This window comes from Solibacillus sp. NPDC093137 (genome assembly GCF_050280445.1).
Classification (GTDB): Bacteria; Bacillota; Bacilli; order Bacillales_A; family Planococcaceae; genus Solibacillus; species Solibacillus isronensis_B.
This window is the reverse complement of the sequence record NZ_JBNNVH010000011.1, coordinates 36,148-48,592: the sequence shown is the minus strand read 5'-3', so window position 1 is coordinate 48,592 and position 12,445 is coordinate 36,148. Positions and strand designations below refer to the sequence as shown.

The following is a 12,445-nucleotide window of genomic DNA, read 5'->3' as shown; positions in this document are numbered from 1 at the left end:
ATCCAACTTCGTTAGAAGTTGAAATCTATTGTTTGCTTCATTTAAGAAGCTTGTTTCATTAACGTTGCTTGTTCAGTTTTCAAGGTTCATTGTGTCAGTCGTTTGTGCGACTGTTTAAATTTTAACAGCGTTGTTTATGTTTGTCAACAACTTTATTAAAATTTGTTTTTTCGTTTGTGTTGTTTGCGTTTGTTTCGCAGCAACGTGATTAACTATACACCCCACACAAAGGATTATGCAACCCTTTATTTAAAGAAAAAATTTTCTGATTTTTGCTCTCTAACTTAAATTGAGTTTCTTCCTATTATATATAGAGTAAAGTTAATTTACTTGTCACCTAAAAATAAATTACTTTTCCTAAAGAAATAACTATTGAATAGCCAATCTCATTTTCCTGCTGATTGTTTTCATAGAATGTTTTTTGTAAAATGCAATGGCTTCTTCATTGAACTCCCATACATTTAACTCTACCTCATTCACATTCATTTCTTTTGCCCACTTTAAACAAGCTTCAAATAATAGCGTTCCAATTCCTTTCCGTTTTTCTGACTGATCTATACCAAAATCATGAATGTATGCAAACCTCCTATGAACTAATGAAGGGAAATCCGGAGAAGCTTCTATACTGATGACAGCAAAGCCTATTATTTTATTTTCCTCCCGTGCTATTAATACGGTACTTTGCTCTTGCTCAAGCAATTCCAAATAATATTCTTCTGGCATAACACTCTCCACTTCACGGAACACCGTATTGTCCCCCTTTACATGATCGTCATGGCCTTGCCTTACTAAACGATTTACTTCTATATAGTGTTGTTCCTTTGCTTCTTCTATTTTAATAACCATTAACCTCTCCCCCTTTAATATTCAGTTCGATTCCCCAATTATATTTTCCTGCAAAAATAAAAAAACCAGCCAACAATAGTTGACTGGTGAATGATTTTACATTGAACCGACAGTACCTAAATAAATCAGGAAGAGTACTGCGAAAATATACATAATCGGGTTTACTTCTTTTGCTTTTCCTTTTAACACCATTGTTAATGGGTAGAACACGAAACCTACTGCAAGACCTGTTGCGATTGATGATGTTAACGGCATCATTAACATTGTGAAGAATGCTGGTACAGCTACTTCGAATTTATTCCACTCAATTTGTCCAAGTGAAGATACCATTAAAATACCTACGACAATTAATGCCGGTGCAGTAACTGCGTTTGTTACAACACTTAATATTGGTGATAAGAATAGCGCCAGCAAGAAACAGATACCTGTAATGATTGAAGCGAAACCTGTACGTGCGCCTGCTCCAACCCCTGCTGAAGATTCTACATAAGATGTTACTGTTGATGTACCAAAGATCGAACCTGAAATAGAAGCGATTGAATCTGAAATTAATGCTTTACCTGCACGAGGTAATTTATTATTTTTAACAAATCCTGCTTGGTTGGCAACAGCCATTAAAGTACCTGCGTTGTCAAAGAAGTCTACGAACAAGAATGATAAAATAACCGATATCATTGTGAGCGAATAGAACTCAGGATCAGTGAATGCTGAGAATAATTTACCGAAAGTAGGCTCTACACTTGGTGGTGCTGAAACAACTTGGGATGGTAAATCAACTAACCCAATGACCATACCTACGATTGCAGTAATAGCCATCGCAATAAATACGCCGGCCTTCATTCCACGCACTAAGAAAATTACTGTAAGAAGAATACCAAAAATCGCTAACAATACTTCAGCATCGTGTAAGTTACCTAAACCGACAACTGTTGCCTCACTCGCAACGATAATGCCCGCGTTTTTTAAACCGATGAACGAAACGAATAAGCCGATACCAGCACCAACAGCAATTTTAAGTTCCATTGGGATGGCGTTGATTAATTTTTCACGTAATCCTGTAACCGTTAATAATAAGAAGAATACACCTGATACAAATACTGCGGCCAAAGCGTGTTGCCAAGGGCTTCCGTTTGTTAATACAACCGTGTAAGCAAAGAATGCGTTTAAGCCCAGACCTGGCGCTAAAGCTAAAGGATATCTTGCGACAATCCCCATGATGAAACATCCAATTGCTGCTGAAACAGCTGTTGCCACAAATACTGCACCGTAATCCATGCGGAGTGCATCTGGTAAACCTTCAATATCAGATAGCGTTAAAATGCTAGGGTTTACTACTAAAATGTAAGCCATTGCCAAGAATGTTGTAAAGCCACCTAAAATCTCCCGGCGATAATTAGTTCCAAGTTTATCGAACTCGAAATACTTTTTCATAATGAAATTTTCCTCCGTGTTGTCGTCTTCAACATCTAAAGAACACTTAACCTTAAAAACAAAAAAGACACGCAAAGCATAAATGCCGCATGTCCACGATTTAAGGAAAATAAGTATATTACACTCCTATTATAGTAGTGATGTTACTTATTTATAAATCGTAGTCGAATCATTTACGGTGATTCGGTAGAAACTCACGGGCCTTATTCCCGACATTATACGACGACGTATTTAATTTACGTTTGTAATATATCATTTCATTTTTTGAATTACAAGCTATTTCCGAACATTTTTTATGAATTTTAATTCATAGTTCGTAAAAACATCCATAAATTAGTCATTTACTTCTTCTCTTGTGTCTATATTTGTTATTATTAAACTTGGAATACAAAAAAGTCTAATCTAAGTTTCACTATATTTATACTGAATTGGGGAACTCAAATTGAATGAAATTAAGGTAGTGGTAAAAGGAGTTCTTGTTAAAAATAATAAAATACTGATCGTGCAGCGCTCACAGATTGAAGAAGTTGGTGCTGGCACATGGGAGACTGTCGGAGGAAATCTGCATTTTGGCGAGTCATTTGAAATTGCACTGAAGAGGGAATTTTTAGAAGAAGTTGGATTGAATATCACTGTAAAGAATCAGTTGTTTTCAACAACATTCCACACGAGTAAAACGCGACAAATTGTCCTGCTCACTTTCTTATGCGATACAAAAGAGGAGCAAATTACTTTATCCAATGAACATCTACACTATTTATGGGCGACAAAAGATGAACTGCTCACATTGTTACCACAAGAGATTATCGCAGATTTCCACCAACATAACGTGCTCGATTTGTTGGCCTAATAATTATTTTATAGAAAGTTTATAGAGATGTTATATTGCTCCTTTATAGTAAAGTTTAAACAAATAGGGGGGATTTTTTTGCAACAACAACGAAAATGGGCAATGCATTTAATTCGCTTTGCGGCTGTTTCAGGTTTTATCGGTGTATTCATCGGATCAATCATGAGCGGTAACATGAACTATGCTTTACGTCCAGTACACGCACACTTTGTATTGGTAGGTTGGTTATCGGTTTTTGCGTGGGGGATTTTCTATTATTCAGTACCTGTCCGGAAGCTGATTTTTGTTAAAATCCAAAGTATTTTAGGTATGATTGGTGCTTTTGGTTTATGTATAGGAATGTGGCTGCATTATTTAAACCCATTAGATACAAATGAAACAATGAACATGGTGTTCTTCATTGTGGGTGGTAGTCTTTTATTAATCGCATTTTTCTTATTTATAATTGTGACATTTTTTGTACAAATAAATAAAAATAATAATAGCTAACAATCTAAAAACGAGTGTATACACCTTTAATATGTTAAAATAATAAAAAGAAACACAGAATATTAAAGGAGGGGTTTGAATGCCCTATTGGTTACATAACACATTATTTGTACTTTTAATAATTGTTACTTTTGGATGTGTTACTAGTGGAATCGAGTGGAAAACTCGCGAAAAAGCCACTGTTGAAGAATAATTTAAACCTAAAACTACTTACTAGAATATAACTAACATATAAAACAAGGAAGCCTGTGTAAAACAGGCTTCCTATTTTTTATGACTATTTTATAATCCGCGGTTTGTTCGTTTTAACGGATCATTATCCAAATGGTCCAAATCATTTAAATGATTTGTAGTATGGGTCGTATCCTTAACGTCCGCTTCTTCACGGCGAACCGTGTCAGAAACAGTTTCCGTATCAGTCACTTTTCGTTTGCCGACTACGATTTCCTCCGTAACGACATCTTTTTTCGTAACATCCACTTGTTCTTCTGTTACCGGGATATGGATTTTACCCCCTTCTTCATAGGCATGATTGATTCCGTCATGAAGTTTCCCATTTGCATTAAGTGTTGTATCCTCATTCACCGGACGTCTTTCTACATAGACTTCTTCATGCTCTACTGGCACTTCAATCGTTTGCTGCTCTTCGACTACATGTTTGTCGACTTGCACCTCACCTGTTTGCACACGTTTTTTATCTACTTGCAAGCGTTCTTCATGAAGCGCTAAACGTTCTTCATCCGTTTTTTCATAATCCCGCTCATAATGATTATTCACGCCATAATTTTTAGTACCTTCATCAAAATAAGTACCATAGTCTCTATCTACATACAATAAATATTTCCCTGCCTGTAGTTCATCATAATAACGGTTTCGTTCATCCTCAGAGATGCCCATTTGTGTAAAGTGTTGATCACGTACTAAATCTTCACCCATCATGAATGCTTTAAAGCGGTCCCACCAAGAACCTTCTTTATTATCAGTATCATAACCATCCGTGTTTGTGCTGTAACCTTTTGAGTTTCGGTACATAGATAGTTGATCATCACGATTAGATACGATGTACATATCTTCTTCACCATAGCCTTGTGCACGAAGGCGATCCATTTCTGCCTGTAATTCCGCTTCATTGTCATAAATACCATATAATTTGTTATCACGTGTTTCCATGTTTCATTCCTCCAGTTTCATTAAGTTAATTTTTTTATACCGACTGTCTATACTTGTTTGGCATACTATACAATACCTTTCCTCCTAAATAATAAACGTGAGGATAGTAAATTTAACATTCTGTAATAAAAATGAAAGAAAAAGATACACTGCTATGACAATAATTTATTATTAATAAGGGTAAGGCGAAATCAGAGCACAAAAAAAAACATAGAAAGATGTAACTCCTTCTACGTTTCCATACAACCTATTTATCGTTTTGTTGCTGTTTCTTTTCCAAGTACTGCGCACGCAATTTTTCAAGTTGTTGCTTTTTATCGAATTGGGCCGGCTTGTTTTTTTCATGATACTTCGTAACAGCTGCCTTACCTTTACTATCCAATTGATATTTTCCCATTTTGTTCACCTACTTTTCCTGTCTTCACAGAGAACCTATTCAATATATAATATACCTCATTTTACTGAAGTAAACCTTAAATTAATCTATTCACAATCTCACCATTCCAATTTCCACAAAATCAAAAACTCTCTTTTAGTTATTATTAAAATAACTAAAAGAGAGTAAAGAGTTAAGCGTTATTCAGTACTATTCCCACTCAATCGTTGCTGGTGGCTTAGAAGTAATGTCATACAGCACGCGGTTTACGTGCTTCACTTCGTTTACGATACGTACAGAAATCTTCTCCAATACATCGTAAGGGATACGTGCCCAGTCAGATGTCATGCCGTCGATTGATGTTACACCGCGGATACCGACTGCGTAGTCGTACGTACGGCCATCGCCCATTACACCTACTGAACGGATGTCAGGTAATACAGCGAAGTATTGCCAAATGTCACGTTCAAGACCAGCTTTTTTGATTTCTTCGCGCAGAATGTAGTCTGCTTCACGAACGATTTCCAGTTTTTCTTCTGTTACTTCACCAAGTACACGGATACCTAATCCAGGACCTGGGAAAGGCTGACGCCATACAACTTCTTCAGGTAAACCTAATTCAAGACCTAAAGCGCGTACTTCATCTTTGAATAGTGTATTTAACGGTTCGATTAATTCAAACTTCATATCTTCCGGTAACCCGCCAACATTGTGGTGTGATTTAATTGTTTGGGCAGTTGCTGTACCAGACTCAATAATATCTGTGTAAAGCGTACCTTGCGCTAAGAAATCCATATCTTTTAGCTTTGATGATTCTTCATCAAATACGTAGATGAACTCGTTACCGATAATTTTACGTTTTTGCTCAGGGTCAGAAACACCGGCAAGTTTATTCATGAAACGTTCACGAGCATCAATTTTGATCAGTTTCATATCGAAATCTTCTGTGAAAGTTTTCATAACTTGCTCAACTTCGCCTTTACGGTTTAAGTTGTGGTCCACGAACATACAAGTTAATTGGTCACCGATTGCTTTGTGGATTAACACTGCTACTACAGATGAATCAACGCCGCCTGATAATGCACAAAGTACTTGCTTGTCACCAACTTGCTCACGGATTTTCGCAATTTCGATTTCAATGAAGTTTGCCATAGACCAGTCGCCTTTTGCTTCACAAACATTGAATACGAAGTTTTTCAGTAAGTCATTGCCGTATACAGAGTGGCGTACTTCCGGGTGGAATTGTACTGCATAAAATTTACGAGAAGTATCAGCCATTGCCGCAATCGAACATGCCGGGCTTGTCGCAATTACTTCAAAACCTTCTGGCACTGCTGTTACATGGTCACCATGGCTCATCCATACAACTTGATCTTTTGGTAATTCCGCAAATAATTTATTATCCGAAGTAATGTTAATTTCAGCTTTCCCGTATTCACGAGTTGCCGCGCCTTCCACTTTACCGCCATGTGTGTGGGCCATTAACTGCATGCCATAACAAATACCTAAAATCGGTAAACCTAATTCAAAAATCGCTGGATCTACATGGAATGCCGATTCATCATATACAGAGTTTGGGCCACCTGAGAATACGATACCTACTGCATTCATTTCTTTAATTTCTTCAGCAGTAATCGTATGTGGATGTAATTCCGAGAATACACCGAATTCACGAATACGACGCGTGATTAATTGGTTGAACTGACTACCGAAATCAAGAACGACAATCTTTTCTTGCTCTTTTAACAAAGGAGTTGACACTATTTCCACCTCTTCTAATTTTTTGCGGCCTATATTAAGAAAAAAAACGCGTAAGAAAATAATTTCTACGCGTTCATATTTCATCTCTTCTTCAAGTGGGTATAACTATGCCTTATAAGGATATAGTGAGACCCACCGTCATAGATAAGTTATTTAGGGTAACTTAGTAGAAACATCTGGACCATATTACCAGACTTATATGAAGGCACAATACTATTTATTTTTCTAAATTTTACTCTTTCGTCGCATTAAAATCAACCACTCGTACGATTGATTAAATATTCCCAAATTTCTTTCATTTCAGCCGCGTTCATTTGATCGGTCTTTTTCGCATAAATAAGACGCTCATAAAACGCCGTCAACTCACTCATTTTCGTCGTATCCAACTGTCGATCGACACGTATTGCAAACTGTTGCAACGTTTCATCTTGCCCTCGTTTTAAATGAATGCGCTCCAGTTGTTTCAACAATACAAAGTAAGCTTCTTCAAATGTTGCCGCTTTTTCTAATTTTGAACGATTCAATTGGACAGCAAGTTTCGGTTGCCACTTTCCGCGTTTTCTCCATGCAATAATTAACCCGATCACAACAAGTGCCAGTAACCCGTACAACACCCATTTATATTTTGACCAGTCTATTCCACTTGTACCGTGAGTTGATTGCTTAGTTGTATCTTGCTCTTCCAACTCCGGCTTCGGTGCTTCCGGTTCTTCCATTTCAGGTAACTGCTCTTCTTCCGGAGCTTCGAAATCAACGTCATAGTTAATATTCATCGGATTGCTGAACCCAATTGTCGGTTCAAACGGCATCCAGCCAATACCGTCAATATACGCTTCAACCCATGAGTGGGCATCATTATTCGTCACCTGATACGTAAACGTACCGTCTTGTGCACCGATCCGTTCTCCGCTCGAAAAACCTTTTACCCAACGCGCCTGAATCCCTATTGAGCGCAACATGACAACCATTGAAGTAGAGAAGTTATCACAATAGCCAAGTCTTGTTTCAAATAAAAATTGGTCTACATAATCTTGGTCCGCTGAAGGTACTTGTACATTTTTCGTTTCATATTGAAAGCCACTACGCGCAAAATAACCTTCAATAGCCCGCGCCTTGTCATATACACTGTCATACATATCCGTAATTTCATGCGCTAAATCAGTTACACGCTGCGGTAAATTATCCGGAAGCTGTAAATAGCGCGGGTTACTTTCAGTTGAAGATAATGTTTCCTTCAGAGCTACATAACTATATTCCGGCTGCTGGAAGGTCATTTCGTATGATGCAGGCGCTATAACATCACTATTGATAAGCGGCAAAATTTTCTCATTGCCTGTATTATACCGCAACCCGGTATGCATCCCGTTTAAATCATAAGAAGTAACTCCATAGGCCTGTAACAGAAACAAATATTCTTCACTTATAGCCTGTACTTCCACCGATTGGGGGTCTTCGTTTCCAGGTTCGATTGAAAGCGACAGTGGATCTGATAACAGGAGCGTGTACTGTACAGACTCATCACTCGATTGTTCCCAACCTTTAGACGTATAAACATCCTTCGTTTCCACACGCCAATATTGACGGATCGGTGTTTTTATTTCATAGATAATCGTATTGTCCCCTGCAAACGGTCCGCCCAGTTGCTCATCATTTTCCCCATAACCAACTGTTGCAACTGACTGACTCCCATTACCTCCAATACCCGCTATACTTTTTACATACGGCACCGGATCCGACCATTGAGGCTCTGCTTTCGGCATAAGTGTTGCAACAATACCTGCCATCATGACAAAAATAATAATCGGAGTTGCATACTTCAAGTAGTTCATCCAGTCTTTTTGCATTTCTGCTGCCTGCATAAGCCGTTTTATAAACAGCAAAGATGTAAGCACAAGACCTAGCAGCATTACTTTTATTATTGCCGTTGTGCCATCGTATTCCGTAAAGGTATCGAGTGTCCCGATGAAAAATACTGTAAGCACCAGGAAATAGTAAATGCTATAGCGCACACTTACCCAATGCTGAATTAAATAAATCAGCATCCAAATTAATATGAAAAACAGGCTTGTCCTGAATGGGTCACTTACATAAATCCACTCTCCCGCAAGCAGTATATCCAAATTATATTTCAGTTCTTCTGATAAAAATTGCATCGTCGTCAATGCCTCATCTTTATACACACTGACAATAAACCACGTAATATACGCTAATTTAATGAGCCAGTTAATAATAAAAGGCAGTGAATAGATACCTAGAATTAAACAAATTCCTATGAATAATACAAATTGCGTAAAGTAGCCGGTGTTCGTCAACTCCATAACCGGCACTAGCCATTCTCTTAAAATCAGAAAAACAACAAAATAAAAAATCGCGAGTTCTACTTTTTCGGCTGTGCTGCGTCTCATGCGTGCTTCACCTCCGAATACGTTCGCTGGATTTCGTCCATCCCAATATAATGCACTTCATTATTTTGGCTTATATGCGGAACCGGATCTTTTTGGTCACTTACAACAAAGCATATAATTTTGCGGGCATATTTCGTTCCGGCATTCAGTACTTCTTGCAAATCCGGAGTCATTTCACCCGTTATGATGACAACAACAGAGCGGCTCATCATTTTCTGTTCTTCAAATAACAGACGTTCGACACCAAACTGAGCATCCGGTTCAACTGTCGCCAAATGCTGCAGCACCTTTTCATATTGTTTGCCTGTTTTAATTATAGGAGTAAAATAACGGTCAACTCCAACACTTAACAGTGAAACATCGCCCTGTTTTTTTACAATTTTATTTATATAAGACGCTGTGTAATCGACAACATTATCGAAGTTCTTCTGTACTGCACGATCGATTAGCACAAAGGTATTTTGCGATTTTTGATCTTCAAATTCTTTCGTGCGCAGTTCACCATTTTTCGCAAATGATTTCCAGTGAATCCAGGAAAAGCGGTCACCGGGTACATATTCGCGAACCCCTGTCGCAACCGTTGTATCCTTGATTAAAGAATAGCGGGACTGGCTTGTCCCATGGTCATATTGCATTCCAATCGGCAATAAATTGACGTCGGATACTTTCGGATATACTAAAAATAGCTGCGGGTGATTTATTACAACATTCCGTATTGTCCATCCAAAAAAGTCCGTACATGTAAACAGCAATCCCCTAAAATGATGCTCCCCGCGTTTTAACTCTTTCAATTCATAAGTCCACTTAAACTCGCGTTTCCACCCAACTAAAAATAGTTTCGTTACATTTCCATTCGGCTTTTCAAAATGTTGTTCCCTCATCGGCAGTTCTCGGACCATCATGAAAACAAACGGAAACCAGCTCGTATTCCGAAATGTTACGGTAACTTGTACATTGCTCCCACTTTCAATTCGTTCCTTCGATAAAGTACGGGATATTTCTTTAAAACGAATCGGAATAATCGCCAGTAAAATTGAATAGACCAAAAACGGCAGAATCGTGAAGAAAACAAACCAGCTTACAAAGCCCCCTTGGAACATTGCATAACAATACGTAATAATGAGCAACGAAACAACGGTAATTAAACGCCCGCCATGCTTCAGAAACTGCTTAATTCCCTTCATTACGGTATATACCTTTTCACAGGAACATGGACATAACGCAGAACACTTTCAATCACTCGTTCTTCCGTAATTCCTTCATAGCGTGTTTCTGGTTTTAAAATAATTCGGTGGCCGAACACGAATTTCGCTAAATATTGAATATCATCCGGGATGACATAATCTCTCCCCTTCATAAAGGCATAGCTTTGCGCGGCACGCATTAATGCGATGGAGGCACGGGGACTTACACCTAAATACACATTTTCATGATGACGTGTATGCTGTGCGATCGACACGATATATTCTTTAATATTATTTTCTACATGTACTTGTTTTACTTGTTCTCTTAAATCGTTCAGCTGTTCAATTGTTAATACCGGGAAAAGGTCATCAATCGGAACAGACCTTTCGGCACGATTCAGCACTTCGATTTCCTCTTCTTTTGTCGGATAGCCCATTTTTATTTTCAGTAAAAAACGGTCAAGTTGCGCTTCCGGAAGCGGGTATGTCCCTTCATATTCAATCGGGTTTTGTGTTGCCATTACAAAAAACGGTTTCGGCAATTGAATTGTTTCACCGTCTACCGTAATTGACCCCTCTTCCATACTTTCCAACAAAGCGGCCTGTGTTTTTGGTGAAGTACGGTTTATTTCATCCGCTAACACAATATTGCCGACAATCGGCCCCGGACGGAATTCAAACTGCAATGTTTTCGGATTATATATAGAAACACCTATTACATCAGATGGTAGTAAATCCGGTGTAAATTGAATACGTTTAAAGCTTGCGCCTAAAGACTTTGAAAGCGCACGTACCATCATCGTTTTCCCAACGCCCGGCACGTCTTCCAGTAATACATGCCCTCCTGCTAATAGTGAAACAATACTTAGCTCGGCAATCTCTCTTTTACCTATCATCACTTTTTCAATATTCCTGATTATTCCTTCGATCTGCTCATTCATAATAGTCCTCCCACTTGAAATCGTTGCTTCTTTGGCATGTAGTTTAAGCATAACGAAAACAAAATGCGAGCACAACTAGTTTCCCTTTAAAATGGAAAATCACCCCACTTCATCAAAAAGAAGTAAGGTGATTCATCATGTTCTAATGTGTATTATTGTTTCCAGAAATCATCGAAAATTGTAATCGGCATATGACGTTTATGCATCGAGCGCAAGTAATGCCCTTCAAGTTTTTCACGTGCCTGCTCGGGTATTTTCTTGCCTTCTAAATAATCATCAATTTGCTCGTACGTAACACCAAGTGCTACTTCATCCGGCAACGCAGGGCGGTTTTCCTCTAGATCTGCAGTCGGAATTTTTTCATATAAATGTACAGGACAGTTTAAATGTTTTAAAATGGCACGACCTTGGCGTTTATTTAAACGGAAAATCGGCATTAAATCCGTGCCACCATCACCATACTTTGTATAAAAGCCCGTTACTGCTTCTGCACCATGATCCGTACCAAGTACGACACCATCATTCGATGCTGCAATCGAATATTGTACTTTCATTCGTTCACGTGCTTTTTCATTTCCTTTTGCAAAATCACTCAACGTAATTCCTGCTTCCAAAAGCGCATTTACACTTGCATCCACAGCATTTTTAATATTAACTGTATACACTTCTGTAGGCTGAATGAAATCGAGTGCATCTTGGCAATCTTTTTCATCGAATTGTTTGCCATAAGGTAATCTTACCGCCCAGAACGAGTAAACGGATGACCCCGCTTCTTCATTTAGTTCATCAACAGCCATTTGTGCTAGCTTACCCGTTAACGTTGAATCTTGGCCACCGCTAATACCGAGCACAAATCCTTTTAAGAAAGGATGATGTTTTGCGTATTCCTTTAAAAAATCAATAGACTTACGGATTTCCTGTTCTACATCGATTGTTGGCTGTACTTTTAACTCTTCAATAATTTGTTTTTGCAACATAGACAATGTCCTCAT

Annotated in this window: 11 protein-coding genes and 2 riboswitches; of the genes, 2 read left to right on the top strand and 9 right to left on the bottom strand. The window is 38.3% G+C overall.

The annotated features are described in order from the left end of the window. Positions 1–369: 369 nt before the first annotated feature. Both ACQKN3_RS19865 and ACQKN3_RS19860 read right to left on the bottom strand, forming a co-directional pair. Complete coding sequence (locus ACQKN3_RS19865; RefSeq protein WP_427714293.1) at positions 370–846, bottom strand: N-acetyltransferase family protein; 477 nt, start codon at positions 844–846, stop codon at positions 370–372. Positions 847–942: 96 nt separating this feature from the next. Then, positions 943–2,277 (bottom strand): NCS2 family permease, encoded by a 1,335-nt coding sequence (locus tag ACQKN3_RS19860; RefSeq protein ID WP_251691725.1) that lies wholly within the window; start codon positions 2,275–2,277, stop codon positions 943–945. Positions 2,278–2,418: 141 nt separating this feature from the next. Next, a riboswitch (purine riboswitch) is annotated at positions 2,419–2,520 on the bottom strand. Between the two features lie 199 nt (positions 2,521–2,719). On the opposite strand from ACQKN3_RS19860, the gene ACQKN3_RS19855 reads away from it, so the two are divergent. Both ACQKN3_RS19855 and ACQKN3_RS19850 read left to right on the top strand, forming a co-directional pair. Continuing rightward, the gene (locus ACQKN3_RS19855) at positions 2,720–3,127 is read left to right on the top strand and encodes an NUDIX hydrolase (protein WP_251691722.1); all 408 of its coding nucleotides are present in this window, start codon (positions 2,720–2,722) and stop codon (positions 3,125–3,127) included. A gap of 78 nt (positions 3,128–3,205) precedes the next feature. Continuing rightward, a complete protein-coding gene (locus ACQKN3_RS19850; protein ID WP_251691721.1) occupies positions 3,206–3,616 on the top strand; it encodes a hypothetical protein in 411 nt (136 codons plus the stop codon). A gap of 282 nt (positions 3,617–3,898) precedes the next feature. Here the strand turns inward: ACQKN3_RS19850 and ACQKN3_RS19845 are convergent, their stop codons facing one another. From ACQKN3_RS19845 to nadE, 7 genes are all read right to left on the bottom strand, one after another. Further along, positions 3,899–4,786, bottom strand: coding sequence for a DUF2382 domain-containing protein (locus tag ACQKN3_RS19845; RefSeq protein WP_251691718.1), 888 nt, complete (start codon positions 4,784–4,786; stop codon positions 3,899–3,901). A gap of 247 nt (positions 4,787–5,033) precedes the next feature. After that, positions 5,034–5,183, bottom strand: a complete 150-nt coding sequence (locus ACQKN3_RS19840; RefSeq protein ID WP_251691717.1) for a hypothetical protein — start codon at positions 5,181–5,183, stop codon at positions 5,034–5,036. 189 nt (positions 5,184–5,372) lie between these two features. Further along, positions 5,373–6,926, bottom strand: coding sequence for a glutamine-hydrolyzing GMP synthase (gene guaA / locus ACQKN3_RS19835; protein WP_427714298.1), 1,554 nt, complete (start codon positions 6,924–6,926; stop codon positions 5,373–5,375). Between the two features lie 118 nt (positions 6,927–7,044). Then, positions 7,045–7,146: riboswitch (purine riboswitch) on the bottom strand. Positions 7,147–7,177: 31 nt separating this feature from the next. Beyond that, positions 7,178–9,328, bottom strand: coding sequence for a transglutaminase-like domain-containing protein (locus tag ACQKN3_RS19830; RefSeq protein WP_427714287.1), 2,151 nt, complete (start codon positions 9,326–9,328; stop codon positions 7,178–7,180). After that, entirely contained in the window at positions 9,325–10,512 is a 1,188-nt protein-coding gene (locus tag ACQKN3_RS19825) for a DUF58 domain-containing protein (protein ID WP_251691712.1), read from the bottom strand. Before ACQKN3_RS19825 ends, ACQKN3_RS19830 begins: the two co-directional genes overlap by 4 nt. Continuing rightward, positions 10,512–11,453, bottom strand: coding sequence for an AAA family ATPase (locus ACQKN3_RS19820; RefSeq protein ID WP_251691709.1), 942 nt, complete (start codon positions 11,451–11,453; stop codon positions 10,512–10,514). The genes ACQKN3_RS19825 and ACQKN3_RS19820 overlap by 1 nt, the downstream gene beginning before the upstream one ends. Positions 11,454–11,605: 152 nt before the next feature. Then, the gene (gene nadE, locus ACQKN3_RS19815; RefSeq protein ID WP_427714283.1) at positions 11,606–12,430 is read right to left on the bottom strand and encodes an ammonia-dependent NAD(+) synthetase; all 825 of its coding nucleotides are present in this window, start codon (positions 12,428–12,430) and stop codon (positions 11,606–11,608) included. Positions 12,431–12,445: the final 15 nt, after the last annotated feature.